24 protein-coding genes, 1 pseudogene and 1 riboswitch are annotated in these 26251 nt (G+C 59.8%); of the genes and pseudogenes, 17 read left to right on the forward strand and 8 right to left on the reverse strand.

Annotation, left to right across the window (positions count from 1 at the left end; all coding sequences use genetic code 11):
* Positions 1 to 191 precede the first annotated feature (191 nt).
* From hutI to CWM58_RS18320, 6 genes are all read left to right on the forward strand, one after another.
* On the forward strand, positions 192 to 1451 hold the full coding sequence (gene hutI / locus CWM58_RS18295; RefSeq protein ID WP_162677829.1) for an imidazolonepropionase: 1260 nt from the start codon (positions 192 to 194) through the stop codon (positions 1449 to 1451).
* The gene (gene hutG, locus CWM58_RS18300) at positions 1448 to 2404 is read left to right on the forward strand and encodes a formimidoylglutamase (protein WP_061155280.1); all 957 of its coding nucleotides are present in this window, start codon (positions 1448 to 1450) and stop codon (positions 2402 to 2404) included. The genes hutI and hutG overlap by 4 nt, the downstream gene beginning before the upstream one ends.
* A 61-nt stretch (positions 2405 to 2465) precedes the next feature.
* Positions 2466 to 3191, forward strand: a complete 726-nt coding sequence (locus CWM58_RS18305) for a histidine utilization repressor (RefSeq protein ID WP_008805728.1) — start codon at positions 2466 to 2468, stop codon at positions 3189 to 3191.
* Between the two features lie 142 nt (positions 3192 to 3333).
* Positions 3334 to 5022 (forward strand): urocanate hydratase, encoded by a 1689-nt coding sequence (gene hutU, locus CWM58_RS29320; protein WP_061155279.1) that lies wholly within the window; start codon positions 3334 to 3336, stop codon positions 5020 to 5022.
* Positions 5019 to 6554: a histidine ammonia-lyase gene (hutH, locus tag CWM58_RS18315; RefSeq protein ID WP_100681491.1), complete on the forward strand. Its 1536-nt coding sequence runs from the start codon at positions 5019 to 5021 to the stop codon at positions 6552 to 6554. The genes hutU and hutH overlap by 4 nt, the downstream gene beginning before the upstream one ends.
* 99 nt (positions 6555 to 6653) lie before the next feature.
* Positions 6654 to 8033, forward strand: a complete 1380-nt coding sequence (locus CWM58_RS18320) for an amino acid permease (RefSeq protein WP_100681492.1) — start codon at positions 6654 to 6656, stop codon at positions 8031 to 8033.
* A 99-nt stretch (positions 8034 to 8132) separates the two neighbouring features.
* Here CWM58_RS18320 and CWM58_RS18325 read toward each other — a convergent pair whose 3' ends face one another.
* Both CWM58_RS18325 and bioA read right to left on the reverse strand, forming a co-directional pair.
* Positions 8133 to 8609: a kinase inhibitor gene (locus CWM58_RS18325; protein WP_100681493.1), complete on the reverse strand. Its 477-nt coding sequence runs from the start codon at positions 8607 to 8609 to the stop codon at positions 8133 to 8135.
* A 70-nt stretch (positions 8610 to 8679) separates the two neighbouring features.
* Entirely contained in the window at positions 8680 to 9969 is a 1290-nt protein-coding gene (bioA, locus tag CWM58_RS18330; RefSeq protein WP_100681508.1) for an adenosylmethionine--8-amino-7-oxononanoate transaminase, read from the reverse strand.
* 85 nt (positions 9970 to 10054) lie between these two features.
* On the opposite strand from bioA, the gene bioB reads away from it, so the two are divergent.
* From bioB to bioD, 4 genes are read left to right on the forward strand one after another with little or no spacing between them, the layout of a single operon-like run.
* A complete protein-coding gene (bioB, locus tag CWM58_RS18335; protein WP_061155277.1) occupies positions 10055 to 11095 on the forward strand; it encodes a biotin synthase BioB in 1041 nt (346 codons plus the stop codon).
* Complete coding sequence (gene bioF / locus CWM58_RS18340; RefSeq protein ID WP_100681494.1) at positions 11092 to 12249, forward strand: 8-amino-7-oxononanoate synthase; 1158 nt, start codon at positions 11092 to 11094, stop codon at positions 12247 to 12249. Before bioB ends, bioF begins: the two co-directional genes overlap by 4 nt.
* Complete coding sequence (gene bioC / locus CWM58_RS18345) at positions 12233 to 12988, forward strand: malonyl-ACP O-methyltransferase BioC (RefSeq protein WP_100681495.1); 756 nt, start codon at positions 12233 to 12235, stop codon at positions 12986 to 12988. Before bioF ends, bioC begins: the two co-directional genes overlap by 17 nt.
* On the forward strand, positions 12981 to 13703 hold the full coding sequence (gene bioD / locus CWM58_RS18350; protein ID WP_061155274.1) for a dethiobiotin synthase: 723 nt from the start codon (positions 12981 to 12983) through the stop codon (positions 13701 to 13703). Before bioC ends, bioD begins: the two co-directional genes overlap by 8 nt.
* Here bioD and CWM58_RS18355 read toward each other — a convergent pair.
* Positions 13645 to 14367, reverse strand: a complete 723-nt coding sequence (locus CWM58_RS18355; protein WP_100681496.1) for an ABC transporter ATP-binding protein — start codon at positions 14365 to 14367, stop codon at positions 13645 to 13647. The genes bioD and CWM58_RS18355 overlap by 59 nt on opposite strands.
* Positions 14368 to 14456: 89 nt before the next feature.
* Positions 14457 to 14666 (reverse strand): annotated as a pseudogene (locus tag CWM58_RS18360) (hypothetical protein); the annotation flags it as partial.
* A gap of 411 nt (positions 14667 to 15077) precedes the next feature.
* Here CWM58_RS18360 and uvrB point away from each other — a divergent pair.
* Positions 15078 to 17099 (forward strand): excinuclease ABC subunit UvrB, encoded by a 2022-nt coding sequence (uvrB, locus tag CWM58_RS18365; RefSeq protein ID WP_061155272.1) that lies wholly within the window; start codon positions 15078 to 15080, stop codon positions 17097 to 17099.
* A gap of 235 nt (positions 17100 to 17334) precedes the next feature.
* Here uvrB and pmrB read toward each other — a convergent pair whose 3' ends face one another.
* The 4 genes from pmrB to yvcK all read right to left on the reverse strand — a co-directional run bounded on the left by pmrB (position 17335) and on the right by yvcK (position 21756).
* Complete coding sequence (gene pmrB, locus CWM58_RS18375) at positions 17335 to 18432, reverse strand: two-component system sensor histidine kinase PmrB (RefSeq protein ID WP_100681497.1); 1098 nt, start codon at positions 18430 to 18432, stop codon at positions 17335 to 17337.
* Positions 18433 to 18435: 3 nt separating this feature from the next.
* Entirely contained in the window at positions 18436 to 19107 is a 672-nt protein-coding gene (pmrA, locus tag CWM58_RS18380) for a two-component system response regulator PmrA (protein ID WP_061155271.1), read from the reverse strand.
* A complete protein-coding gene (eptA, locus tag CWM58_RS18385) occupies positions 19107 to 20747 on the reverse strand; it encodes a phosphoethanolamine transferase EptA (RefSeq protein WP_100681498.1) in 1641 nt (546 codons plus the stop codon). Before eptA ends, pmrA begins: the two co-directional genes overlap by 1 nt.
* A gap of 103 nt (positions 20748 to 20850) precedes the next feature.
* Positions 20851 to 21756 carry a uridine diphosphate-N-acetylglucosamine-binding protein YvcK gene (gene yvcK, locus CWM58_RS18390; RefSeq protein ID WP_100681499.1) on the reverse strand — a complete coding sequence of 302 codons (906 nt, stop codon included), beginning with the start codon at positions 21754 to 21756 and terminating at the stop codon, positions 20851 to 20853.
* Positions 21757 to 21964: 208 nt separating this feature from the next.
* A riboswitch (molybdenum cofactor riboswitch) is annotated at positions 21965 to 22103 on the forward strand.
* On the opposite strand from yvcK, the gene moaA reads away from it, so the two are divergent.
* From moaA to CWM58_RS18425, 6 genes are all read left to right on the forward strand, one after another.
* Positions 22091 to 23080 (forward strand): GTP 3',8-cyclase MoaA, encoded by a 990-nt coding sequence (moaA, locus tag CWM58_RS18400; RefSeq protein WP_100681500.1) that lies wholly within the window; start codon positions 22091 to 22093, stop codon positions 23078 to 23080. It overlaps the preceding riboswitch by 13 nt.
* A gap of 23 nt (positions 23081 to 23103) precedes the next feature.
* Positions 23104 to 23616: a molybdenum cofactor biosynthesis protein B gene (gene moaB, locus CWM58_RS18405; protein WP_100681501.1), complete on the forward strand. Its 513-nt coding sequence runs from the start codon at positions 23104 to 23106 to the stop codon at positions 23614 to 23616.
* A gap of 3 nt (positions 23617 to 23619) precedes the next feature.
* On the forward strand, positions 23620 to 24108 hold the full coding sequence (gene moaC, locus CWM58_RS18410; RefSeq protein ID WP_008805748.1) for a cyclic pyranopterin monophosphate synthase MoaC: 489 nt from the start codon (positions 23620 to 23622) through the stop codon (positions 24106 to 24108).
* A complete protein-coding gene (gene moaD / locus CWM58_RS18415; RefSeq protein WP_008805749.1) occupies positions 24101 to 24349 on the forward strand; it encodes a molybdopterin synthase sulfur carrier subunit in 249 nt (82 codons plus the stop codon). Before moaC ends, moaD begins: the two co-directional genes overlap by 8 nt.
* 4 nt (positions 24350 to 24353) lie before the next feature.
* Positions 24354 to 24806, forward strand: coding sequence for a molybdopterin synthase catalytic subunit MoaE (moaE, locus tag CWM58_RS18420; RefSeq protein ID WP_046622772.1), 453 nt, complete (start codon positions 24354 to 24356; stop codon positions 24804 to 24806).
* Positions 24807 to 24851: 45 nt separating this feature from the next.
* The gene (locus CWM58_RS18425) at positions 24852 to 25556 is read left to right on the forward strand and encodes a Bax inhibitor-1 family protein (RefSeq protein WP_061155267.1); all 705 of its coding nucleotides are present in this window, start codon (positions 24852 to 24854) and stop codon (positions 25554 to 25556) included.
* Positions 25557 to 26251: the final 695 nt, after the last annotated feature.

Raw genomic sequence — 26251 nt, forward strand, 5'->3', positions numbered from 1 at the left:
TAGTGAAATACCCCGGCTGAGACGCCAGGGTATAAGTCCTTTAAAACCTGCTGTTTTATACTAACTTGAACGAAACGGGAAGACGTGGGCTGAAAAACTTACCTTCTTTACGCAATACGCCGCGTCGTCGAACGGCCTCCAGTCACAAAAAAATAACATTTACTCGCGCTTTTGTTGACATTACCGGCGTTATGAAAATAAATGTCTATACAACCCATGACAAGTTGAGCGCTATGACTGAAGCCACCCCCGAACTCGTTGTCTGGCGAAACGCGCGTCTCGCCACCCTGAACCCTGATTACTCTCAACCCTACGGTCTGCTGGAGCGCCATGCGCTGCTGGTGCGCAATGGCCGCATTGAGGCAATTGTCGCCGACGCTGACGCCCCCAGCGGGCGCAGTATCGATCTCGAAGGCCGGCTGGTTACGCCGGGTTTAATCGACTGCCATACCCACCTGATCTTTGGCGGCAGCCGGGCGCAGGAGTGGGAGCAGCGGCTGAACGGCGTCTCCTATCAAACCATCAGCGCTAACGGTGGTGGGATTAATTCCACTGTGCGCGCCACGCGCGACAGCAGCGAAGCGGAACTACTGGCGCTGGCGCAGCCGCGTCTGGCGCGCCTGCTGCGTGAAGGGGTGACGACCCTGGAGATCAAATCCGGTTACGGTCTCGATCTGCAAAACGAACGCAAAATGCTGCGGGTCGCCCGCCAGCTGGCTGACGACAATGGCGTGGAGCTGTCGGCGACGTTGCTCTCCGCCCACGCCACGCCGCCGGAATATCATGGCGACGCCGATGGCTATATCTCACTGGTCTGCGAGACCCTATTGCCGACGCTGTGGCAGGAGGGGCTGTTTGAAAGCGTTGACGTCTTTTGCGAAAACGTTGGCTTCAGCCCGCAGCAAACCGAGCGCGTCTTTCAGGCCGCGCAGGCGCTGGGCATTCCGGTAAAAGGCCACGTTGAGCAGCTCTCGTCGCTGGGCGGCGCGCAGCTGGTGAGTCGCTATCACGGACTGTCCGCCGACCATATCGAATATCTGACGGAAGAGGGCGTGGCGGCGATGCGCGAAAGCGGCACCGTGGCGGCTCTGCTGCCCGGTGCGTTCTACTTCCTCAATGAAACCCGCAAACCGCCGGTGGAACTGCTGCGCAAGTACCAGGTGCCGATGGCGGTGGCGACCGATTTCAACCCCGGCACCAGCCCCTTCGCCAGCCTGCATCTGGCGATGAACATGGCCTGCGTCAAGTTTGGTTTAACCCCGGAAGAGGCGTGGGCCGGGGTAACGCGCCATGCCGCGCGGGCGCTGGGGCGGCAGGACAGCCACGGTCAGCTGGCGGCGGGCTTTGTGGCTAACTTTGCCATCTGGGATGCTGAGCATCCGGTCGAGATGGTGTATGAGCCGGGGCGCGCGCCGCTCTGGCAGCGCGTGGTGCGAGGAGAAATGCAATGATGCTATGGCAAGCCACGCCCGCCAGTCTCTGGCAGGGGCGTGATGATAGCGCGGAAGCGCCTAATGCGCTGCGCCTGTTCCAGACTATCGCCCGCGCGGAACGCTTCGCGCCGCAGGCGATGCCCGGCGATATCGCGCTGCTCGGCTTCGCCTGTGACGAAGGGGTCCGGCGTAACAAAGGGCGTACCGGTGCCGCGCTTGGCCCGGAAACGCTGCGCCGGGCGTTGGCCAATATGGCCAGCCATCAGGGCCACGACCGGTGCGTGGATATGGGCACCATCAGCGTCGATGGCGAACAGTTAGAAGCCGCGCATCAGGCGCTGCGCGAGGCGGTGGCCGCCTGCCAGCGTGCCGGTAAACGTACGCTGGTCCTGGGCGGCGGCCACGAGACGGCCTTCGGCCACGGCGCTGGGGTACTGGATGCCTTCCCGGGCGAAAAAGTGGGCATTATTAATCTCGATGCGCATCTTGATTTACGCTTTGCCGAATGCGCCAGCTCCGGGACGCCGTTCCGCCAGCTGGCGCTGGAGTGTGACGCGCAGCAGCGCGGTTTTCACTATACCTGCATCGGCGTCAGCCGGGCGGCCAACACTCAGGCGCTATGGGATGAAGCGGCGCGCCGCCAGGTGGCTATCGTTGAGGATCTGGCGGTGCTGGCGGCCTTCGACACTCACGTGTTGCCGGAGCTGGAGCGTAATATCGCGCAGTACGATCGTCTGTATCTGACCATCGATCTCGACGTGCTGCCGGCGCGGGAAATGCCGGCGGTGTCGGCCCCGGCGGCGCTGGGCGTGCCGCTGGCAATCCTGCTGCGCATCGTTGAGCCGTTGTGCCGCAGCGGTAAGCTGCAGGCGGTAGATTTGGTCGAGTTTAATCCGCAATTTGACATCGACGGACAGGGCGCCCGCGCGGCGGCCCGTCTGGCATGGCAAATCGCCCATTGGTGGCGCTAGCGATCCGCGCTATTATTTTCGTTTCGCCGCTCCGCTTATTACGCATAAGGAAAGCCAGGCCATGTTTGCACAACAACCTCGTTCCGCGCCCGCGCCTTTCTATGAAAAGGTGAAGCAGGCGATCAGCGAAAAAATCTACCGCGGCGAGTGGCGTCCGCACGACCGAATTCCCTCGGAGGCTGAACTGGTAGCCCAGTTCGGCTTCAGCCGGATGACCATCAACCGCGCGCTGCGCGAGCTGACGGATGAAGGCCTGCTGGTCAGGCTGCAGGGGGTCGGTACCTTCGTCGCCGAGCCGAAAGGGCAGTCGGCGCTGTTTGAAGTGCGCAGCATTGCCGATGAGATTGTCTCTCGTCGCCATCAGCACCGCTGTGAAGTGCTGCTACTGGAGGAGACCGAAGCCGATCTCATTCAGGCGGAGGCGCTCACCGTCGCCGAAGGCACGCGCATCTTTCATTCACGGATGGTGCATTTCGAAAACGAGGTTCCGGTACAAATCGAAGATCGCTGCGTCAATGCCGCGGTGGTGCCGGATTATCTGTTACAGGATTACACCACCACCACGCCGCATGATTATCTGTCACTGATCGCGCCATTAACCGAAGGCGAACATATTGTCGAGGCGGTGCAGGCGACGTCAGAGGAGTGCGCGCTGCTGCGCATTCTGCCGCACGATCCCTGCCTGCTCATTCGCCGTCGCACCTGGTCGAAGACGCATATTGTCTCTCATGCTCGCCTGCTGTTCCCCGGCGCACGCTACCGTCTGCAGGGCCATTTCAGCTCCTGATCCTTCCTCGCGTCAGCAAAACGTGATTGCTGACGCAATATAACAAAATTGTATCATTTCTGTTAAATCCTGGCTTGCGCAGAGTTGTATAGACAAGTATATGTATCTACGTACACAACGTTAATTGTCAGGAGAAACCCCGATGTCGCAAAGCAAATATCGCCAGCTGGACGTCCGTGCACCGAGAGGCACGACGCTGACCGCCAAGAGCTGGTTGACCGAAGCGCCGCTGCGTATGTTAATGAATAACCTCGATCCCGATGTCGCTGAAAACCCGCATGAGCTGGTGGTCTATGGCGGTATTGGTCGCGCTGCGCGCAACTGGGAATGCTATGACGCTATCGTGAAGGCGCTGAAAAACCTGGAAAGCGACGAGACCCTGCTGGTGCAGTCCGGTAAACCGGTCGGCGTATTTAAAACGCATGAAAACTCGCCGCGCGTGCTGATCGCTAACTCCAACCTGGTCCCGCACTGGGCCACCTGGGAACACTTCAACGAACTGGATGCCAAAGGGCTGGCGATGTACGGCCAGATGACCGCCGGCAGCTGGATCTACATCGGTAGCCAGGGCATCGTGCAGGGCACCTACGAAACCTTCGTCGAAGCCGGTCGCCAGCACTATCAGGGCAGCCTGAAAGGCCGCTGGGTATTAACCGCCGGTCTGGGCGGCATGGGTGGCGCGCAGCCGCTGGCCGCGACGCTGGCAGGCGCCTGCTCGCTGAACATCGAATGTCAGCAGAGCCGTATCGATTTCCGTCTGCGTACCCGCTACGTGGATGAACAAGCCACTTCTCTGGATGACGCCCTGGCGCGCATCAAAAAATACACCGCCGAAGGCCGCGCCATCTCCATCGCGCTGTGCGGCAACGCCGCGGATATCGTGCCAGAGCTGGTGAAACGCGGCGTGCGCCCGGATATGGTCACCGACCAGACCAGTGCCCACGACCCGCTGCATGGCTATCTGCCGAAAGGCTGGAGCTGGGAAGAGTATCAGCAGAAAGCTGAATCCGATCCGCAGGGCACCATGCTGGCGGCGAAACGCTCAATGGCCGACCACGTGCAGGCGATGCTGGCCTTCCACGAGATGGGGGTGCCGACCTTCGACTACGGCAACAATATCCGTCAGATGGCGCAGGAAGTGGGTGTCAGCAACGCCTTCGATTTCCCGGGTTTCGTGCCGGCGTATATCCGCCCGCTGTTCTGCCGCGGTATCGGCCCGTTCCGTTGGGTAGCGCTGTCCGGCGATCCGCAGGATATCTACAAAACCGACGCGAAAGTGAAAGAGATCATTCAAGATGATCAGCACCTGCACCATTGGCTGGATATGGCGCGCGAGCGCATCAGCTTCCAGGGACTGCCGGCGCGTATCTGCTGGGTAGGTCTGGAGTGGCGTCAGAAGCTCGGACTGGCGTTTAACGAAATGGTGCGCCGCGGCGAAGTTTCCGCGCCGATCGTGATTGGCCGCGATCACCTTGACTCCGGCTCCGTCGCCAGCCCGAACCGCGAAACCGAAGCCATGCGCGACGGCTCAGATGCGGTATCCGACTGGCCGCTGCTGAACGCGCTGCTTAACACCGCCAGCGGCGCGACCTGGGTGTCGCTGCATCACGGCGGCGGCGTAGGCATGGGCTTCTCGCAGCACTCCGGGATGGTTATCGTCTGTGACGGTACCGATGAAGCAGCGGCGCGTATTGCTCGCGTCCTGCGCAACGACCCGGCGACCGGTGTGATGCGTCATGCCGATGCGGGTTACGATATTGCTATTGAATGCGCAGCAGAACAGGGTCTGAATCTTCCGATGGTGGCAGCAACGCAGGGGAACGCTAAATGAAATCGTTAACGCTCATTCCGGGGAAACTGAGCCTGTCGCAGCTACGCGAGGTTTACAGCCACCCGCTGAACATTACCCTCGACAGCAGCGCGTTTGCCGCCATTGATGAGAGTGTGGCCTGCGTCAACGCCATCCTTGCCGAAGGGCGGACGGCCTACGGTATCAACACCGGTTTTGGCCTGCTGGCGCAAACCCGTATCTCGACGGACGATCTGGAGAACCTGCAGCGTTCACTGGTGCTGTCCCATGCGGCGGGCGTGGGTGAGCCGCTGGACGACGACCTGGCGCGCCTGATTATGGTGCTGAAGATTAACAGTCTGTCCCGCGGTTTCTCCGGGATCCGCCTGAGCGTGATCCAGGCGCTGATTGGCCTGGTGAATGCCGGCGTGACGCCGTGGATCCCGGCGAAAGGTTCCGTCGGCGCCTCCGGTGACCTCGCGCCGCTGGCGCATATGTCGCTGACCCTGCTGGGTGAAGGCAAAGCGCGGGTTCGCGGTGGCGAATGGCTGCCAGCGACCGACGCGCTGCGTCAGGCGGGGCTGGAGCCGATTACCCTGGCGGCGAAAGAGGGTCTGGCGCTGCTGAACGGCACCCAGGCGTCGACGGCTTTTGCGCTGCGCGGCCTGTTCGAAGCCGAAGATTTGTTCGCCTCCGCAGTGGTGTGCGGGGCATTAACCACCGAAGCGGCGCTGGGTTCCCGTCGTCCGTTCGATGCGCGTATTCATGAGGTGCGCGGCCAGCGTGGTCAGATTGATGCGGCGGCACTGTATCGCCACCTGTTGACCGATGACAGCGCGATCTCACGGTCACACCATAACTGCACCAAGGTACAGGATCCGTATTCTCTGCGCTGTCAACCGCAGGTGATGGGCGCCTGCCTGACGCAGATCCGCCAGGCGGCTGAGGTATTGTTAGCCGAAGCGAACGCGGTTTCCGATAACCCGCTGGTCTTCGCGGCTGAGAATGATGTGATCTCCGGTGGCAACTTCCACGCCGAACCGGTAGCGATGGCGGCGGATAATATCGCGCTGGCGATCGCGGAAATCGGCTCGCTTTCCGAGCGTCGCATCGCGCTGATGATGGACAGCCATATGTCGCAGCTGCCGCCGTTCCTTGTGAAGAATGGCGGCGTCAACTCCGGCTTTATGATTGCTCAGGTCACGGCGGCAGCCTTGGCCAGTGAAAACAAAGCGCTCTCGCATCCGCATAGCGTTGACAGCCTTCCGACGTCCGCAAACCAGGAAGACCACGTCTCGATGGCGCCGGCTGCCGGTCGTCGCCTGTGGGCGATGGCGGAAAACACCCGCGGAGTGCTGGCCGTCGAGTGGCTGGCGGCGGCGCAGGGGCTGGATATGCGCGAAGGGCTGACCACCAGTCCGCTGCTGGAAGAGGCGCGTCATCTGCTGCGCGAACGCGTGCCGCATTATACCCAAGACCGTTTCTTCGCTCCTGATATTGAAAATGCCACCGAGCTTTTGGCCGCACGTCACCTGACGCGTCTGCTGCCTGCCGTATTGCCTGGCCTGAATTAATCACCGTTGTTCTCTGTACCCGCGTCGGGGGGATGTCATCCCCCCGGCCGTCCTACATCGCATATTTGTCGTCATATAAAAAAACCAGGACACCTGTATATGCAACAACACAAACCGCATCTGCTGCGCGGGCTGAATGCCCGACACATTCGTTTTATTGCGCTCGGTTCCGCTATCGGCACCGGGCTATTCTACGGTTCGGCCTCCGCCATTAAGGCGGCGGGGCCGGCGGTACTGCTGGCCTATCTGATAGGCGGCGCGGCGGTCTTTATGGTCATGCGCGCGCTGGGTGAAATGGCGGTGCGCAATCCGGTTTCCGGCTCCTTCGGCAGCTACGCTCGCCAGTATCTCGGGCCGCTGGCCGGATTTATTACCGGCTGGACCTACACCTTTGAGATGGTGATCGTGGCGCTGGCCGACGTCACCGCGTTCGGTATCTATATGGGGTTGTGGTATCCCGATGTGCCGCGCTGGATCTGGATCCTTAGTATCATCTTCTTTATTGGCGCGATGAACCTGTGCAACGTACGGGTGTTCGGCGAGATGGAGTTCTGGCTGTCGCTGATTAAAGTGGTGGCGATTATCGCCATGATGGCGGCGGGCGCGGGGATCATCTTCTTTGGCTTTGGCCATAGTTTCCCGGCCACCGGGCTGGAAAATCTGTGGAGCCATGGCGGCTTTGCGCCAAATGGCTGGCAGGGGGTCATCGCCTCGCTTGGCATCGTGATGTTCGCTTTTGGCGGTGTGGAAATTATCGGCGTCACCGCGGCGGAAGCGCAGAACCCGAAGAAGGTTATCCCACAGGCCATCAACACCATTCCGCTGCGTATTATCCTGTTTTACGTCTGCACCCTGGCGGTGCTGATGGCGATATTCCCGTGGAATAGTTTTGGCGAGCAGGGCAGCCCGTTTGTGCTGATCTTCGATGGCCTCGGGATCCCGGCGGCGGCGACCGTGCTGAATATCATCGTGATTAGCGCCAGTATCTCGGCGATTAACAGCGATATTTTTGGCGCCGGACGCATGATGTACGGTATGTCGAAAGAGGGGCTGGCGCCGAAGTGCTTCCAGCGGATCGCCAGCAACGGCGTACCCTGGATGACGGTCGTGGTGATGGGCGTGGCGCTGCTGGTGGCGGTGGTGCTTAACTATCTGATGCCGGAACAGGTATTTGTCCTGATTGCCTCGCTGGCGGCGTTCGCCACCGTCTGGGTGTGGCTGATGATCCTGCTCTCTCATTTCTCAATGCGCCGCGGTTTGTCGGCCGAAGAGCGCAGTAAGATCGAATTCCCGATCCCCTTCTGGCCGGTTGGCCCGCTGTTGACGCTACTGTTTATGGGGCTGGTGATCGCCGTGCTGGGAATGGTGGAAGAGACGCGCGTGGCGCTGTTAGCCGGGCTGGTCTGGCTGGGGCTGCTGACGGTGGTGTGGTATGCGCGGGTGCGTAAAACCGCGCTGCAGGTGGCCACTGAACAGTAAGGTCAATCTCCCCGGTGGCGCTGCGCTTACCGGGGCTACAAATGGCACTGACGTAGCAAGTAGCCCGGATAAGGCGCAAGCCGCTATCCGGGGGGATAATTAACTGAACAGGGCGGTGATCGAGGCGCTGGAGAGGGAATGGAAATGGACGTTAAAGCCGACCATCGCGCCGCTGGCCTCGGCATCGACATCAATCTTATCGATATCCAGGGCGTGCACGGTAAAAATGTAGCGGTGGGTTTCGCCCTTCGGCGGCGCCGCGCCGCCGTAGCCTGCCTTACCAAAATCGGTGCGGGTCTGAACGGCCTCTTCCGGTAGCTCCGCCTGACCGGAGCCGGCACCCTGTGGTAGCACCCGAGTATCGGCAGGCAGGTTGGCTACCACCCAGTGCCACCAGCCGGAGCCGGTCGGCGCATCCGGGTCGTAGCAGGTGACGACAAAGCTTTTGGTGCCCGCGGGCACATCATCCCACATCAGGTGCGGCGAAATATTGTCGCCATCATAGCCCATGCCGTTGAAGACGTGACGATTAGGCAGCTTGCCGCCGTCCTGGAGATCGTGACTGATCAGTTTCATGCTTCATCCTCATTGATAATGTGCAGATTAACAAAGAAGTGTAGCCTTCCCGGCGGCGCAAATCCGCTGTTTATTCGCTAAAAAATGTTTCGTCCTGCACGGCCAGGTTGACCGCACGGGTCAGGCGGGTCAGCTGTTTGGGCGTGATGATGTACGGGGGCATCAGATAAATCAGGCGGCCAAACGGGCGGATCCATACCCCTTGCTCAACGAAAAAGCGCTGCAGAGCGGCCATGTTCACCGGATGACGGGTTTCAACCACGCCAATCGCGCCGAGTACGCGCACGTCGGCGACCCATTCTGACTCTCGTGCCGGAGCCAGCTCGGCCTTCAGCTGGGCTTCAATCGCCGCTACCTGCTGTTGCCATTCGCCGCTCTCCAGCAGGCGCAGGCTTTCGCTTGCCACCGCGCAGGCCAGCGGATTACCCATAAAGGTGGGGCCGTGCATAAAGCAGCCGGCTTCGCCATTGCTGATGGTTTCAGCTACCGTTCGGGTGGTGATGGCGGCGGAAAGGGTCATGGTACCGCCGGTCAGCGCCTTACCCAGACAAAGAATATCGGCGGAGATACCGGCATGCTCGCAGGCGAACAGTTTGCCGGTGCGGCCAAAGCCGGTAGCAATCTCATCGGCGATCAGCAAAATCCCTTCCCGGTCGCACATTTTACGCACCCGCTTCAGCCACTCCGGATGATACATCCGCATGCCGCCCGCGCCCTGGACGATGGGTTCGAGGATCACCGCGGCGATGTCGTGACGATGCGCGGCCATCAGGCGGGCAAACGGCACCATATCCAGCTCATCCCACTCGCCGTCAAAGCGGCTTTGCGGCGCGGGGGCGAACAGGTTATCCGGCAGGTAGCCCTGCCACAGGCTGTGCATTGAATTTTGCGGATCGCAGACCGACATCGCGCCAAAGGTATCGCCGTGATAGCCGTTGCGGAAGGTCAGAAAACGACGGCGCGGCTGGCCTTTGGCCTGCCAGTACTGCAGCGCCATTTTCATCGCCACCTCTACCGCCACCGAACCGGAATCGGCGAGGAAAATGCACTCCAGCGACTCCGGGGTCATCGCCACCAGCTGGCGGCATAGCGCCACTGCCGACGGATGGGTGATCCCGCCAAACATCACGTGCGCCATTTTGTCGATCTGCGCTTTCATCGCCGCATTGAGGCGCGGGTGATTGTAGCCGTGGATCGCCGCCCACCAGGAGGACATACCGTCAACCAGCTGTTCGCCGCCGGCGAGGGACAGCTCGCAACCGTGGGCGGAAACCACCGGATAGACCGGCAGGGGGGAAGTCATAGAGGTGTAGGGGTGCCAGATGTGGCGCCGATCGAAGGCGAGATCGTCCAGTGTCATAATCGACTTGTAAACCATTTTGAAAACATTTAGGTTTACAAGTATAAACCGAACCGTAAATTAACAAAACCCTTTGGAGAGACCAATGGCTCACCGTGCACGCTGGACAATGTCGCAAGTAACTGAGTTATTTAATAAACCACTCATCGATCTGTTATTTGAAGCGCAGCAAATCCATCGTCAACATTTTGACCCGCGCCAGGTGCAGGTCAGTACCCTGCTGTCGATCAAGACCGGCGCCTGCCCGGAGGATTGTAAATATTGTCCGCAGAGCGCGCGCTATAAAACCGGCCTCGAAACTGAGCGCCTGATGGAAGTGGAGCAGGTGCTGGAGTCGGCACGCCAGGCGAAAAACGCCGGCTCGACCCGCTTCTGCATGGGTGCGGCGTGGAAGAACCCCAATGACCGCGATATGCCCTATCTGGAGCAGATGGTGAAAGGCGTGAAGGCGCTGGGACTGGAGTCGTGCATGACGCTCGGTACGCTCACCGACAGCCAGGCGCAGCGTCTGGCCGGCGCAGGTCTTGATTACTACAACCACAACCTCGACACCTCGCCGGAATTTTACGGCAACATCATCACCACCCGTACCTATCAGGAGCGTCTGGATACGCTGGATAAGGTGCGCGATGCCGGGATCAAAGTGTGCTCCGGCGGCATCGTCGGGCTGGGAGAGACCGTAAACGATCGCGCCGGGCTGCTGCTGCAGCTGGCTAATCTGCCGACGCCGCCGGAGAGTGTGCCGATCAACATGCTGGTGAAGGTCAAAGGCACGCCGCTGGCGGATAACGACGATGTCGACGCTTTCGATTTCATCCGCACCATCGCCATTGCACGCATTATGATGCCCACCTCTTACGTGCGTCTCTCCGCTGGCCGCGAACAGATGAACGAGCAGACCCAGGCGATGTGCTTTATGGCCGGGGCGAACTCGATTTTCTACGGCTGCAAGCTGCTCACCACGCCGAACCCGGAAGAGGACAAAGACCTGCAGCTGTTCCGCAAGCTGGGGATCAACCCGCAGCAGACGGCGGTACTGGAAGGCGACAATGAGCAGCAGCAGCGCCTGGAACAGGCCTTACTCACCCCGGACACTGAGGAATACTACAACGCGGCGGCGCTATGACCTGGCAGCAACGAATCGAGCGGGCGCTGGACGAGCGGCGGCAGGCGGATGCGTTTCGCCGTCGCCTGCCGGTAAGCCACGGCGCCGGACGCTGGCTGGAGCGCGAAGGGGAGCGCTGGCTCAACTTCTCCAGCAATGATTACCTGGGCCTGAGCCAGCATGCCGGCATTATCGCCGCCTGGCAGCAGGGGGCGGAACGTTATGGCGTCGGCTCCGGTGGCTCGGGCCACGTGAGCGGCTATAGCGAAGCCCATCGCGCGCTGGAGGAGGAGCTCGCCGACTGGCTGGGCTATCCGCGCGCGCTACTGTTTATCTCTGGCTTTGCCGCCAATCAGGCGCTGGTTGCCGCGCTGGCGGAAAAAGACGATCGCATTGTGGCCGACCGCCTGAGCCACGCCTCCCTGCTGGAGGCGGCGAGCCTGAGTCCGGCGCAGTTGCGCCGTTTCGCCCACAACGATCCGCAACAGCTCGCGCAACTGCTGGCGAAACCGCTGGACGGCCTGCAGTTAGTGGTGACTGAAGGCATTTTCAGTATGGACGGCGACAGCGCGCCGCTGACGGCCATTCACGCCGCAGCGCAGACCGCCGGGGCGTTATTGCTGGTGGATGATGCCCACGGGGTTGGGGTCGTCGGCGATGAAGGTCGCGGGAGCTGCGCGGCGCAGAACGTACGCCCGGATCTGCTGGTGGTGACCTTTGGCAAAGCGTTTGGGGTGAGCGGTGCGGCGGTACTGTGCAGCGAAGCGATGGCCGATTATCTGCTGCAGTTTGCCCGTCATCTGATCTACAGCACCGCAATGCCGCCCGCCCAGGCGGTGGCGCTGAGCGCGGCGTTGCGGATCATTCGCAGCGATGAGGGGCAGCAGAGGCGTGAAACCCTGGCCGCCCGCATCCGTCAGTTCCGCGCAGGGATGGGCGATGTATCGCTGGGGTTGACCGATTCCGTCAGCGCGATCCAGCCGCTGATCGTCGGGGATAACGCCCGGGCGCTGAGCCTGGCCTGCCGTCTGCGCGAGGCCGGTTGCTGGGCAACGGCGATCCGTCCACCGACGGTGCCGGTCGGCAGCGCTCGTTTGCGCCTGACCCTGACCGCCGCCCATCAGGCTGAGGACATTAACCGTTTACTGGAGGCGCTGCATGGCCACGGTGAATAAGCAGGCGGTGGCCGCGGCGTTTGGCCGGGCGGCCAGCGGCTATACGCAACATGATGAACTGCAACGGCGTAGCGCCGATCTGCTGCTGCGCCAGCTGGCGCGCCGCGATTTTGCTCAGGTGCTGGATGCCGGCTGCGGCCCCGGTAGCATGAGCCGCTACTGGCGTGAGGCGGGCAGCGTGGTGACCGCGCTGGATCTCTCCGCCGGGATGCTGGCGGAGGCGCAGCGCCGCAACGCCGCACAGCATTATCTGCAGGGCGATATCGAAGCGCTGCCGCTGCCGGATGGCTGCGTCGATCTGGCATGGAGCAACCTGGCGGTGCAGTGGTGCGACGATCTGCGCGCGGCGATCGGCGAGCTGTGCCGGGTGGTGCGACCCGGCGGGCGGGTGGCGTTTACCACGCTGCTGGCCGACTCGCTGCCGGAGCTTAACCAGGCGTGGCGGGCGATCGACGACCGTCCACATGCCAACCGTTTTCTCAGCGAACCGGCGGTGCGGGCGGCGATGAGCGGGCTGCGCGCCGAAGGCGTCGTTCATCAGATTCGCCTGCCGTTCGCCGATGCGCTGAGCGCTATGCGCTCGCTGAAAGGCATCGGCGCTACCCATTTGCACCAGGGGAGGGCATCCGCCCCGCTTGGCCGCGGCAAACTGCGCGAACTGCAGCTGGCCTGGCCGCAACAGCAGGGCGTCTGCCCGCTGACGTATTATCTTTTTACAGGAGTCATTGAACGTGACTAAACGTTTTTTTGTCACCGGAACCGATACTGAAGTCGGAAAAACGGTTGCCAGCAGCGCGCTGCTGCAGGCGGCGAATCAGCTGGGTTTTAACACCGCTGGCTATAAACCGGTGGCTTCCGGCAGCGAGCATACCGCTGCTGGGCTGCGTAATGAAGACGCGCTGGCCCTGCAGCGCCATAGCCGGGTTGCGCTGCGCTACGACCAGGTGAACCCCTATACCTTCGCCGAGCCGACCTCACCGCACATCATCAGCGCCGATGAAGGCCGGCCGATCGCCGCGGCGACGCTTTCCGGTGGGCTGCGCGAGTTAGAAAGTCTCGCCGACTGGGTGCTGGTTGAAGGGGCCGGAGGGTGGTTTACGCCGCTCTCGGATACGCTGACCTTCGCCGACTGGGCGCAGCAGGAGCAACTGCCAGTGATTTTGGTGGTGGGCGTCAAGCTCGGCTGCATCAACCATGCCATGCTCACCGCCCAAGCGGTACGCCAGGCAGGGCTGCCGCTGGCGGGATGGATCGCCAATGACGTGCAGCCGCCGGGCAAGCGCCATAATGAGTATCTGGCGACGCTGAAAAACCGGCTGGCCGCGCCATTCCTCGGCGAAATACCGTGGCTTGCCGATATCGCGCAGCGCGACGATCTCGGCCAGTATCTGGATCTCAGCGCGCTGGATCTGGCGTCATCCACTGCGCCAGCAGCGGTTCATCCAGCGCCATAATATCGCCCTCGGCGACATTACGCCCTCGGTGTAATACACAGAACCGATCCGCCACCCGGCGGATAAAGGGCAAGTGCTGCTCGGCGAGCAGCACCGTCAGGCCGATATCGCGATTTAACCGCAGCAGCAGCTCCGCCAGCTTTTGCAGGCAGCGTGGCCCTGTGCCGCGCGAGGGTTCGTCGAGGATCAGCAGTCGTGGCCGGACGATCAGTGCCCTGGCCAGCGCCAGCTGGTACTGATCGTCGGCGCTCAGCGAGGCGCCTTTGCGCTGCCGTAGCGCATAGAGTTCGGGAAAGTGCTCATAAATTTCACCGCCGCTGGCGCTGACCCCGGGTTTCCCGGCAGCCAGGGCAATATGCAGATTCTCTTCCACGCTGAGCTGGGAAAAGATGCGTTTATCCTGCGGCACGTAGCCGATGCCGATAGCGCTGCGCGACTGAGCTGACAGGGGGGTGAGATCGCACGGCGGGGCGCCAATGTCATGCCAGGTCATCCGACCGCTGGCCACCGGCAGATGGCCGGCAATGCAGTTGACCAGGGTGGTTTTTCCCATTCCCTCGCGTCCCAGTACGCCAATGCACTCTCCCGGGCGTAGTTCAAGATCGACATTCCACAGCGAGTGCTGGTTACCGTAAAAATGATTTACTGCCTGTAAATTCAACATGGACGTTTTCTCCTTATCCTGGCGTCAGGGCGACAGAAAGATGCTGCAAAACTCTTGCCAGGAAAAAGAACGCTCGGAAAAAAACGCGAAACGCCGACACCATCGGGCACAGTCAGCGCGGGCGCTGCACTTTTCCGGTGCCCGACGCTAAAGGGTGGTGCAAAAAGCAGCAAAAATCGAGCGGCTTTAAACGGATAGTTATCAAAAATAGTTCGATAAAAATTTTTCGCCGCACGGTTGACGGCAAAAGTCGATTTGCGCCGGGCGGCGGTGGTCATGGGCTGCAGACAGTTATCCACTATTCCTGTGGATAACCTTGTGTATTAGAGTTAGAAAACCTGCGGTAAGCTAGAGCGTACGCGGCCTGCGGCTGAATTGGCGCGAAAGGCGTCTTTTCTTTAAAGTCATTAAATATCAGCTTGTTAGATAAAATCAATGGGTGTAAGAAAAGCGTCATCTACTGCCATAAAACTTTCACCCGTCTGCTTGACAAATGTTAAAAGGTGAAATTTTTTGGGGATAACCCTACCGGCCGGAGGATTATCCCACCCGGCGCGCGCTTTGTGCGCACCATGGCGGCAAAATAAGCCGTTTACTGACGCAATCATAGTGATGCACTGTTTAAATATCCAGTATAATTTGTTGGCAAAAAATGGCCCGGAGGGTAGAATTAAACACCGGCCGCTAAATCCATCTTCAGGTTTTGATCAATGAGTAAATCGTTTGTTCTGCATTCTGCCTTTCGCCCCTCCGGAGACCAACCGGAAGCCATCCGCCGCCTGGAAGAGGGGCTGGAGGATGGGCTTGCGCATCAAACGCTTCTGGGGGTTACCGGCTCCGGTAAAACCTTTACCATCGCCAACGTGATTGCCGATCTGCAGCGGCCGACGATGGTGCTGGCGCCAAACAAAACGCTGGCGGCCCAGCTCTACGGCGAGATGAAAGAGTTTTTCCCGGAGAATGCCGTCGAGTATTTCGTCTCCTACTACGATTACTACCAGCCGGAAGCCTACGTCCCCAGCTCAGATACCTTCATTGAGAAGGACGCCTCGGTGAACGAACATATCGAGCAGATGCGCCTGTCGGCGACCAAAGCGCTGCTCGAGCGGCGCGACGTGGTGGTGGTGGCATCGGTCTCGGCTATCTACGGCCTCGGCGACCCGGACCTGTACCTGAAGATGATGCTGCACCTGACGGTCGGGATGCTGATTGACCAGCGCGCTATCCTGCGCCGCCTGGCCGAGCTGCAATACACCCGCAACGATCAGGCTTTCCAGCGCGGCACCTTCCGCGTTCGCGGCGAGGTGATCGACGTCTTCCCGGCGGAATCCGACGATATCGCGCTGCGCATTGAGCTGTTTGATGAAGAGGTCGAGCGCCTGTCGCTGTTTGATCCCCTGACCGGCCATGTGGAATCCGCGGTGCCGCGCTTCACCATTTATCCCAAGACCCACTACGTGACGCCGCGGGAACGCATCGTCCAGGCGATGGAAGAGATTAAGCTGGAACTGGCGGATCGTCGCAAGGTACTGCTGGCTAACAACAAGCTACTGGAAGAGCAGCGTTTAACCCAGCGCACCCAGTTCGACCTCGAAATGATGAACGAGCTGGGCTACTGCTCGGGCATTGAAAACTACTCGCGCTTCCTCTCCGGTCGCGGGCCCGGCGAGCCGCCGCCCACCCTGTTTGACTATCTGCCGGCAGACGGTCTGCTGGTCATTGACGAATCCCACGTCACGGTGCCGCAGATCGGCGGCATGTACCGGGGCGACCGGGCGCGCAAAGAGACGCTGGTGGAATATGGCTTCCGCCTGCCGTCAGCGCTGGATAACCGACCGATGAAGTTTGAAGAATTCGAAGCGCTGGCCCCGCAAACTATCTACGTGTCGGCGACCCCGGGAGCCTATGAGCTGGATAAATCCGGCGGCGATGTGGTGGATCAGGTGGTGCGGCCGACTGGTCTGCTTGACCCGATCATCGAAGTGCGACCGGTGGCCACTCAGGTCGATGACCTGCTGTCGGAGATCCGCCTGCGCACGGCCATCAACGAGCGCGTGCTGGTGACCACCCTCACCAAGCGGATGGCGGAAGATTTAACCGAGTACCTTGAGGAGCATGGCGAGCGGGTGCGCTATCTTCACTCGGATATCGACACCGTCGAACGCATGGAGATTATCCGCGACTTACGCCTTGGCGAGTTTGACGTGCTGGTCGGGATCAACCTGCTGCGTGAGGGGCTGGATATGCCGGAGGTGTCACTGGTGGCAATCCTGGATGCGGACAAAGAGGGCTTCCTGCGCTCCGAACGCTCGCTTATCCAGACCATCGGCCGCGCGGCGCGTAACATCAACGGTAAGGCCATCCTGTACGGCGACAGAATCACTCCCTCTATGGCCAAAGCCATTGGCGAGACCGAGCGTCGACGGGAGAAACAGCAGCGCTATAACGAAGAGCATGGCATCGTGCCGCAGGGGCTCAACAAGAAAGTGGTGGACATTCTGCAACTGGGCCAGAGCCTGGCGAAGACCAAAGCCAAAGGGCGCGGCAAATCGAAGGCCGCCGAACCTGCGGGGCTCAGCGGGGTGGATATGACGCCAAAAGCGCTGCAGCAGAAAATTCACGAGCTGGAAGGACAGATGATGCAGCACGCCCAGAACCTCGAGTTCGAAGAGGCGGCGCAAATTCGCGACCAGTTGCATCAACTGCGTGAGCTGTTTATCGCGGCCTCCTGATGGGCAGGGGCGTACTCCCGGACGTTCGGATGAAAGGTCTGTTTTCCGCGTCTCGCCGCCCACCAGTCAAATGCCAGAGAAGAAAAAGGCCGCATTGCGGCCTTCTTAATGTTTGCTTAATCTCACCAGGCGACACTATCCTCAACATGATGAGGATAGCGCCCATGCAAAAAATTAACTTCCGTGAATATCTGGCGGTTGCCACCGCCCTGGTCATTATTGTTGCCTTTTTCCATCAGTGGGTACTGACGTTCTGACGCGCCCGCCGCGGGAATAACACCCACGCGCGGACGCCGGGCCCCGGCTGGCGGTTGTGCAGGAAGAACTGGGCGTCATGCAGCTGAGCAATGCGCGTGACGATGCTCAGTCCGAGGCCTATGCCGCCGTAGCGACTGTCCATGCGCACAAACGCTTTACTGAGTTCGCCGCTTTTCGCCTCATCAATTCCCGGACCTTCATCTTCCACCGCCATCACCGGCATCAAGCCCGCTTTCACCGAGATGCGGATAGTTGACCCTTCCGGACTGTAGCGGTGAGCATTTTCCACCAGGTTGCGCAGGATCACACGGATTAACGTTGCGTCGCCAGAGACAATGGCTTCGCTTTCGATATCCGTCAGCAGCAGTCGCTGCTGACGCTGCGCCAGCATGGTTTCCAGCTCTTCCTGCAACGGTTTCACTACGTCATCCAACAACAGCACCTGCTGATAGCTACCGGCGGAAAAAGACTGTCCGACGCGCGCCAGCTGCAGCAGCTGGGAAATGCTGTTGGTCATCTGGTCGAGGCGTTGGATCAGCGGGTCGACGCCCACGCCGTGCACTTTCGCCAGCAGTTCGAGGTGCAGGCGCAGGCCGGCCAGCGGGGTACGTAGCTCATGCGCCACGTCGGCGGTAAACAGCCGCTCACGGTCGAGGGTCAGATTGAGGCGGGAAACCAGCTGATTCAGGGCGGTGGTCACCGCCGTAACCTCGGGAACCGATTCGCTGAGCACGATAGGGGTGAGGTTGTCCGGCGTGCGGCTCTCAAGCTCGCTTTGCAGTCGTGAGAGCGGGCGGGTGATCTTGCGCACCGCCAGCACGCTGATATACAGCGCCAGAGCAACAATCAGCAGGCTCGGCACCAGCAGGCTGGCGACCGCTTCCCGTACCTCATGCTCCACATGTTTCTGGTTATTGTGGCCTTCGACGGCGCTGGCCACCAGCAGCTGGATCTGCTCTTTACTCTCATGCCATAGCCAGAAGACGCTGATCAGCTGACAGACCACCAGAATGGTGCCGATGGTCAGCAGCAGCCGGTGGCGCATGGTCCAGGATTCCGTTGCAAACAGAGCCATGGTCTATTCCGTGTCGATGTGGTTAGCCAGCATATAGCCAAAACCCCTGACGGTGCGGATCCGCGATTTGCCAATTTTATCGCGCAGGTTATGAATATGCACCTCAAGGGTATTGGTCGCCGGCTCATTGTCCCAGCTGTAGATGTCGTTGTAGAGGATTTCACGATGCACCGGGCTACCGGCTTTCATCATCAGCCGCGACAGCAGGGCATACTCTTTCGGCGTCAATTCCAGCGCCGTCTCACCCAGCCACACCAGGCGGCGGGTGACGTTGAGGCGCAGATCGCCGACGCTGATTTCGTTATCGCCCTGGTTATTATGCCGGCGGAGCAGGGCGCGAATGCGCGCATTCAGCTCTTCCAGGGCAAAGGGTTTCACCAGATAGTCATCCGCGCCGGTATCGAGACCGCTAATGCGATCCTCAAGCGTATCGCGGGCGGTGAGGATCAGCACCGGCTGGGTCATCTTTTCCCGCCGCATACGGGTGAGAAAATGCAGACCGTCTTCATCCGGCAGGCCGAGGTCGAGTACGATCAGGCTGTAGTGATTGCTGGCCAACGATAGCGCCGCTTCGTGCGCTGTGGAGACGCCGTCGCATACGTATCCTTCACTTTGCATCGCCAGAATCAACCCCTGTAACAGCAGCGCATCGTCTTCAATGACTAAGATTTTCATCAACCAGCCTCTCTACATGGCGTTAAAATATCGTCTGCTGCCTGGTACTCGTGGGTGCTGACGCCGAGCAGGCCGAGCAGGGTGGAGAACAGATTATCTTGAGAATAATCCTTCGTCTTAGCCTGTTGTTGCAAACACTGGCTGGAAACACCATAACGTTGCTGGTAATCCGGCGACAGCCACAGCAGCATGGGGACGTGTTTTTGCGTATCCGGCGCGATGGAGTACGGCAGACCATGCAAATAGACGCCATCTTCACCCAGCGATTCGCCGTGGTCGGACAAATAAACCAGGCTAGTGGTAAATTTATCCTGTTTGGATTGCAGTAATTTTATCGCCTTATCAACGATATAGTCGACATACAGAATGGTGTTGTCGTAGGTATTGGTCAACTGTTGCTGCGTACAACTTTGGATTTCATTGGTATCGCAGGTCGGGGTGAATTTTTTGAATTCAGCCGGATAGCGGTTGTAATAGGTCGGACCGTGGCTGCCGATAGTATGCAGTACGATAATGCCATCCTGTTTCAGGTTGTCGATGTAACTGTCCAGATTATGGAACAGGACGTCATCGTAGCACTCGCCGTCGATGCACTGACCGCTGAGATTCAGGTCGGTGACGTTTTGGTGCGGTACCCGGTCACAGGCGCCCTTACAGCCACCGTCATTGTCGTTCCACAGCACCTGAACACCGGCGCGCTGCAGAATATCCAGGACGCCTTCCTGATGGTGCGCCAGTTCTTCATCGTAATGCGCGCGCGGCATATTGGAGAACATGCAGGGGACGGAAACCGCTGTTGCCGTGCCACAGGAGGTGGTTTTCGGGAAGTACACCACATCGTCCTGTTGCAGGCGTGGGTTAGTCTGCCGATCGTAGCCGCCCAGCGAGAAATTCTCGGCGCGCGAGGTTTCGCCCAGCACCACAATCGTCAGGTTCTTACGGGGGCCGTTATGCATCACCGGTTTCTGTGTGGCATCTTCGCCAATCTTCACCAGCGGCAGGTTGTCCATGCGGTTGTGCGCATACCACGAGTTCAGCGCCACAATGCTGTTGGAGGGACTCAGGGATTTCACCAGCTCTTTGTTGTTACGGAATACCGAGGCGTAATCTTTATAGAACAGCGCGGCCACCAGAATAATCAGCAGCGCCGAAACGGCGATATTGAGCAGGCGCATCGCCGCGCCGCGCCAGAAAGAGGCGGGTTTACGAACTTTAATCCACCAGGCGACCAGAACCATCAACAGCCCGGAAAGCCCCAGCACGATGACCATTTTCGTCGACAGCAGAGCAAAGCTTTCCGCCGGGGTGGTATCGAAGATATTGGCGATCATCGAACGGTCAATCACCACGCCGAAGTTCCAGATAAAGTACTGCGCCGACGCGCTGAGCAGAATAAACAGGCTGATGACCACCCGATCGAGCTTCAGGAACGAGGCGAGGGTGGTGATGATATTCATCACGCTAATGGCCACGATCGGCATACTGAGGAATACCAGCCAGTTATGCAGGCTGTTTACCGGCAGTAACGGGAAAACCTGGCGATAAAAAGCCAGGTTGAGAAAGATACCGATATAGCAAGCAAAGAGAATCAAATAAGTCGTGCGGCTGAGAACTGGCCGACGTAAAGGTAATAACGACATAATACCTACCCACAGAAAGAGATAAGGGTATAGTGCCAGTCCTATTTTAAGACAACCTTAAGATTTTAAGGTGCGCCGAAGGTTGGCCCTCCGGCGCGCAGCGTCAGCCAGGAAGCTGAATCGCCTTTTCCAGCGCGCCGCGAAGCAGCGCCCGGTCATGGCGATAGGGCACGTCGCTGGCCTCCAGCGGCGTCTGGATCACCAGCCGGTCGTTGATGCCGTGGATATCGGCTTTTGGCCCGGCGATCACTGCATCCACCACCCGCTTACCCACATAGCGCTCCATAATCGCAATGCGCTCCGCCAGCGACAGCCTCGCCGCCGGGCTGTGCTCTTTGCCGAGGTTATCGATAAACACCATCGGCGCCGGGGTGCGGCGCAGCGCCTGAGCCATCTCGTCGAGCAGCAGGATCGGCAGCAGGCTGGTGTAAAAGCTACCCGGGCCGATGAGGATCAGATCGGCTTCGGCGATCGCTTCCACCGCCTCGCGGGTGGCGGGTACCGGTGGGGTAAGCATCAGCTCCTGCGGTAGGTTGCCGAGCTGATCGATATTCACTTCGCCGTAAACTTCATGGCCTTCATGATCGAGCGCCATCAAATCCACCGGTTGTTCCGACATCGGGATAAGAAACGCGTCTACTTTGAGCAGGTTTCTGATTAAATTGATAGCTTCTAAAGGCCGCACGCTCAGATGGTCCAGCGCCTTTAACATCAGATTTCCGAGGTTATGCCCGGAAAGTTCGCCATTACCGCTAAAACGATACTCAAACATCGCCGACGCCACGCTGGGCTCGGCAATTAACTGATTGATGCAGTTGCGCATATCGCCCCAGGCAATGCCGCCTTCCGAGCGGCGGATCCGTCCGGTGGAACCCCCGTTGTCGGTGGTGGTGACAATGCCGGTCAGCCGCGAGCCGAGCGAGGAGAGGGAGGACATCACCCGGCCCAGACCATGCCCGCCGCCGAGCGCGACCACCCGATCGAGGTCAGCGAATGTACGATTGCGCATAGAAATTCCTTATTTCACATAAACGGCCACACACTACCCGATCTACCCCTAAAAGACGATGGGAGGAGCCCGACAAACTGACCGACATCAAGGCAAAAAAATGATTTATGGCTATTCTGTAGCGAAAATGCACGAAGGTAGCGATATATACAAGGTTATATAGCGAAATCGCAAATGGCGAAACCGTCCGTAACGCGCTACTATCGGCATAACCTGTTAACACTCTAGCCTCTTCGCCTGTGTCAAAAGATATGGCGATTTGGCCGCGACCCCTCCGGGTGTCGCCAGGGCGTGGGAAGAAATGACCGCGCCTCCCGTATTTGGAAAGGTGTATATGGCCTCACAGCTTACCGATGCATTCGCGCGTAAGTTTTTTTACCTGCGTCTGTCGATTACCGATGTGTGCAACTTCCGTTGCACCTACTGCCTGCCGGACGGCTACAAACCCGGCGCCGTCAATAACAACGGCTTTCTTAGCGTAGACGAAGTGCGCCGCGTCACGCGCGCTTTCTCCGCCCTGGGCACCGAAAAAGTTCGCCTCACCGGTGGGGAACCCTCTCTGCGTCGCGACTTTACCGAAATCATTGCCGCGGTGCGTGAAAACCCGGCGATCCGTCAGATTGCGGTCACCACCAACGGTTACCGCCTGGCACGTGATGTCGAACGCTGGCGCGATGCCGGGCTGACGGCGATTAACGTCAGCGTTGATAGTCTCGACGTCCGTCAATTTCAGGCCATCACTGGCCAGGACAAGTTCCACCAGGTGATGGACGGCATTGACGCCGCTTTCGCCGCGGGCTTTGACAAGGTGAAGGTCAATACCGTGCTGATGCGTGATGTTAACCATCACCAGCTCGACACCTTTCTCGCGTGGATCCAACCCCGCCGTATTCAGCTGCGTTTTATTGAGCTGATGGAAACCGGTGAGGGCAGCGATCTGTTCCGCCGTCACCATCTTTCCGGCATGGTGCTGCGCGACGAGCTGCTTCGCCGCGGTTGGATCCATCAGATCCGCCAGCGCAGTGATGGCCCGGCGCAGGTCTTTTGTCACCCGGATTACGCCGGTGAAATCGGCCTCATCATGCCGTATGAAAAAGACTTCTGCGCCACCTGCAACCGTCTGCGCGTCTCATCCGTTGGCAAACTGCACCTGTGCCTGTTTGGCGAAGGCGGCGTCGACCTGCGCGACCTGATGGCTGAGGACGAGCAGCAGGCCGAGCTGGAGGCGCGGATCGCCGAAGCCTTAACCCATAAAAAGCAGACCCATTTCCTGCATCAGGGCAACACCGGTATTACGCAGAACCTGTCCTATATTGGCGGTTAATCGTTTTCGAAAGGAGCATTCAGATGAGCCAGGCTAGCGCTGAGTTTATCCCGACCCGTATTGCTATTCTTACTGTTTCCAGCCGCCGCGGCGAAGAGGATGATACCTCCGGCCACTGGCTGCGTGAGGCGGCGCAGGAGACGGGACATCATGTCGTCGATAAGGCGATTGTGAAAGAAAACCGCTACGCCATCCGCGCCCAGGTGTCGGCGTGGATCGCCAGCGATGACGTGCAGGTGGTGCTGATCACCGGCGGGACCGGGTTCACCGAGGGTGACCAGGCGCCGGAAGCGCTGCTGCCGCTGTTTGACCGAGAGGTCGAAGGCTTTGGCGAAGTGTTCCGCATGCTGTCGTTCGAAGAGATCGGCACCTCGACGCTGCAGTCCAGGGCCGTGGCCGGCGTCGCCAATCGCACGCTGATTTTTGCCATGCCGGGCTCGACCAAAGCCTGCCGCACGGCGTGGGACAACATCATTGCCCCGCAGCTGGATGCCCGCACCCGTCCGTGTAACTTCATTCCTCACCTGAAGAAATAATCTATGTCACAACTGACCCATATTAACGCCGCGGGCGAAGCCCATATGGTGGATGTCTCCGGCAAAGCGGAAACGGTGCGCGAAGCGCGTGCCGAGGCTTATGTCGAAATGCAGGCGGCGACGCTGGCGATGATTATCGACGGCAGCCACCACAAAGGCGATGTGTTCGCCACCGCGCGTATCGCCGGGATCCAGGCGGCAAAACGTACGTGGGAGCTGATCCCGCTGTGTCATCCGCTGATGCTGAGCAAAGTGGAAGTCAATTTGCAGGCGCAGCCGGAGCATAACCGGGTGCGCATTGAGTCACTTTGCCGTCTGACCGGTAAAACCGGCGTTGAGATGGAAGCATTGACCGCCGCCTCCGTTGCCGCGCTGACCATCTACGACATGTGCAAGGCGGTGCAAAAAGATATGGTCATTGGTCCGCTGCGCCTGCTGGCGAAAAGCGGCGGCAAGTCCGGCGATTTTAAGGTGGACGAACGCCATGATTAAGGTTCTGTTTTTCGCCCAGGTGCGCGAACTGGTCGGCACCGATGCTCTGACCCTCGACGCCAGCGACCTGGCAACCGTCGAGGCCGTGCGCCAACAGCTTGCCGCCCGCGGCGACCGCTGGGCGCTGGCCCTGGAAGAGGGCAAGCTGCTGGCGGCAGTCAACCAGACGCTGACCGCGTTTGACCATCCTGTCGCCAGCGGTGACGAAGTGGCGTTCTTCCCGCCGGTCACCGGAGGCTAATAAGATGACGCAAACTCGTATTGTCGTCAGCCCGGCACGCTTTAGCGTCGGTGAGGAATATCCCTGGCTGGCTGAACGCGATGAAGACGGTGCGGTGGTCACCTTCACCGGTAAAGTGCGCAATCATAATCTTGGCGACAGCGTGAAAGCGCTGACGCTGGAGCACTATCCGGGAATGACCGAAAAATCTCTGGCGGAGATCGTCGACCTGGCGCGCGAGCGCTGGCCGCTGGGCCGGGTGACGGTTATCCACCGCATCGGCGAAATGTGGCCGGGGGAAGAGATTGTGTTTGTCGGCGTCACCAGCGCCCACCGAGGCAGCGCCTTCGCCGCCGGCGAGTTTATTATGGACTACCTGAAAACCCGCGCGCCGTTCTGGAAGCGCGAGGCGACGCCGGAAGGCGAACGCTGGGTCGACGCTCGCGACAGCGATCGTCAGGCGGCAGAGCGCTGGTAGTGTGATACGCTTACAGGGTGAAACTTTGTTAATCAGGAGAGAGTCATGGACAGATTTCCGCGTTCCGATTCAATAGTGCAGGGCCGTAGCGGTCTGCAGACTTACATGGCGCAGGTGTACGGCTGGATGACGGTCGGCCTGCTGCTGACGGCGTTTATCGCGTGGTTTGCGGCGAATACCCCGGCGGTGATGATGTTCGTCTTTTCGAGCAAAATCACTTTCTTCGGGCTGATTATTGCCCAGCTGGCGCTGGTGTTTGTGCTGTCGGGAATGGTGCAGCGGCTGAGCGCCGGGATGGCCACCACGCTGTTTATGCTCTATTCGGCGCTGACCGGGCTGACGCTGTCGAGTATTTTTATCGCCTATACCTACTCATCGATTGCCAGCACCTTTGTGGTCACCGGCGGGATGTTCGGGGCGATGAGCTTGTATGGTTACACCACGAAGCGCGATCTGAGCGGCTTCGGCAGCATGCTGTTTATGGGGCTGATTGGCATCGTGCTGGCATCGCTGGTCAACCTGTGGCTGAAGAGCGAAGCGCTGATGTGGGCGGTAACCTACATTGGGGTGGTGCTGTTTGTCGGTTTGACGGCGTATGACACCCAGAAGCTGAAAAACATCGGCGAGCAGATTGACACCCGCGACAGCGCCACGCTGCGTAAATACTCGATTCTCGGGGCCTTAACGCTGTACCTGGACTTTATCAACCTGTTCCTGATGCTGCTGCGTATTATGGGCAACCGCCGGTAACATATTAATATCAAAGGATTACCGGCTACGTAGGCCCGGCAAGCGCAGCGCCGCCGGGCGAGATATCAGGCACGATACCCGTGATGTTGCCGGGTGGCGGCTGCGCCTTACCCGGCCTACGGTGCGTGCCACCTGTCGTTAATTTATTCACCTTTCTTGCTGAAACTGCCGGTGCTGGCCGCCCCCTGTGCGCTCCCTGCGCCGTAAGAGACATAACGCAGAAGACTAACCGGGAGCGCAAACTACGCTGAAGCCACAGATAACATAAACAACCACACTGCAGTGCTTCCCCTCACCCTGTCCCTCTCCCGGAGGGAGAGGGAACCGTCCGGCTGGCGTTTAGGCCCGTGCAAGCGCAGCGCCGCCGGGCGAGATATCAGGCACGGTACCCGTGATGTTGCCGGGCGGCGGCTGGCGCCTTGCCCGGCCTACGGTTCGTGTGACCTGCCGTTAATTTATTCACCTTTGTTGCTGAAACTGCCGGTGCTGACGGCCTCAAAATCGCTGAGACGTTCCCGGAAGGCCGGGGCAGCCCGCATGGATGCGGGCTGAGGGCCGTGTTTTGCACGGACGCTGCCTCGGCCCGACCCGAAGCCTGCAGGGATAAGTCGAAGGTACCACGCAGTGGCGATTTTGCTGGCCGGAGCCCGGGGGTACAGGGGGCGGCGGCGACTGGCCGCCCCCTGTGCGCTCCC

The organism is Klebsiella sp. H-Nf2, from assembly GCF_002806645.1.
Taxonomy (GTDB): Bacteria; Pseudomonadota; Gammaproteobacteria; order Enterobacterales; family Enterobacteriaceae; genus Klebsiella; species Klebsiella variicola.

Excerpts from the sequence above, each read along its gene's own strand:
- pmrB (WP_100681497.1), bottom strand. The coding sequence starts at position 18,432 with ATGGCTCTGTTTGCAACGGAATCCTGGACCATGCGCCACCGGCTGCTG.
- bioB (WP_061155277.1), top strand. The coding sequence starts at position 10,055 with ATGGCTCACCGTGCACGCTGGACAATGTCGCAAGTAACTGAGTTATTT.
- CWM58_RS18425 (WP_061155267.1), top strand. The coding sequence starts at position 24,852 with ATGGACAGATTTCCGCGTTCCGATTCAATAGTGCAGGGCCGTAGCGGT.
- moaD (WP_008805749.1), top strand. The coding sequence starts at position 24,101 with ATGATTAAGGTTCTGTTTTTCGCCCAGGTGCGCGAACTGGTCGGCACC.
- CWM58_RS18305 (WP_008805728.1), top strand. The coding sequence starts at position 2,466 with ATGTTTGCACAACAACCTCGTTCCGCGCCCGCGCCTTTCTATGAAAAG.
- moaB (WP_100681501.1), top strand. The coding sequence starts at position 23,104 with ATGAGCCAGGCTAGCGCTGAGTTTATCCCGACCCGTATTGCTATTCTT.
- CWM58_RS18355 (WP_100681496.1), bottom strand. The coding sequence starts at position 14,367 with ATGTTGAATTTACAGGCAGTAAATCATTTTTACGGTAACCAGCACTCG.
- moaC (WP_008805748.1), top strand. The coding sequence starts at position 23,620 with ATGTCACAACTGACCCATATTAACGCCGCGGGCGAAGCCCATATGGTG.
- moaA (WP_100681500.1), top strand. The coding sequence starts at position 22,091 with ATGGCCTCACAGCTTACCGATGCATTCGCGCGTAAGTTTTTTTACCTG.
- yvcK (WP_100681499.1), bottom strand. The coding sequence starts at position 21,756 with ATGCGCAATCGTACATTCGCTGACCTCGATCGGGTGGTCGCGCTCGGC.
- bioC (WP_100681495.1), top strand. The coding sequence starts at position 12,233 with ATGGCCACGGTGAATAAGCAGGCGGTGGCCGCGGCGTTTGGCCGGGCG.
- CWM58_RS18325 (WP_100681493.1), bottom strand. The coding sequence starts at position 8,609 with ATGAAACTGATCAGTCACGATCTCCAGGACGGCGGCAAGCTGCCTAAT.
- uvrB (WP_061155272.1), top strand. The coding sequence starts at position 15,078 with ATGAGTAAATCGTTTGTTCTGCATTCTGCCTTTCGCCCCTCCGGAGAC.
- hutU (WP_061155279.1), top strand. The coding sequence starts at position 3,334 with ATGTCGCAAAGCAAATATCGCCAGCTGGACGTCCGTGCACCGAGAGGC.
- hutI (WP_162677829.1), top strand. The coding sequence starts at position 192 with ATGAAAATAAATGTCTATACAACCCATGACAAGTTGAGCGCTATGACT.
- hutH (WP_100681491.1), top strand. The coding sequence starts at position 5,019 with ATGAAATCGTTAACGCTCATTCCGGGGAAACTGAGCCTGTCGCAGCTA.
- CWM58_RS18320 (WP_100681492.1), top strand. The coding sequence starts at position 6,654 with ATGCAACAACACAAACCGCATCTGCTGCGCGGGCTGAATGCCCGACAC.
- bioF (WP_100681494.1), top strand. The coding sequence starts at position 11,092 with ATGACCTGGCAGCAACGAATCGAGCGGGCGCTGGACGAGCGGCGGCAG.
- bioA (WP_100681508.1), bottom strand. The coding sequence starts at position 9,969 with ATGACACTGGACGATCTCGCCTTCGATCGGCGCCACATCTGGCACCCC.
- hutG (WP_061155280.1), top strand. The coding sequence starts at position 1,448 with ATGATGCTATGGCAAGCCACGCCCGCCAGTCTCTGGCAGGGGCGTGAT.
- pmrA (WP_061155271.1), bottom strand. The coding sequence starts at position 19,107 with ATGAAAATCTTAGTCATTGAAGACGATGCGCTGCTGTTACAGGGGTTG.
- eptA (WP_100681498.1), bottom strand. The coding sequence starts at position 20,747 with ATGTCGTTATTACCTTTACGTCGGCCAGTTCTCAGCCGCACGACTTAT.
- moaE (WP_046622772.1), top strand. The coding sequence starts at position 24,354 with ATGACGCAAACTCGTATTGTCGTCAGCCCGGCACGCTTTAGCGTCGGT.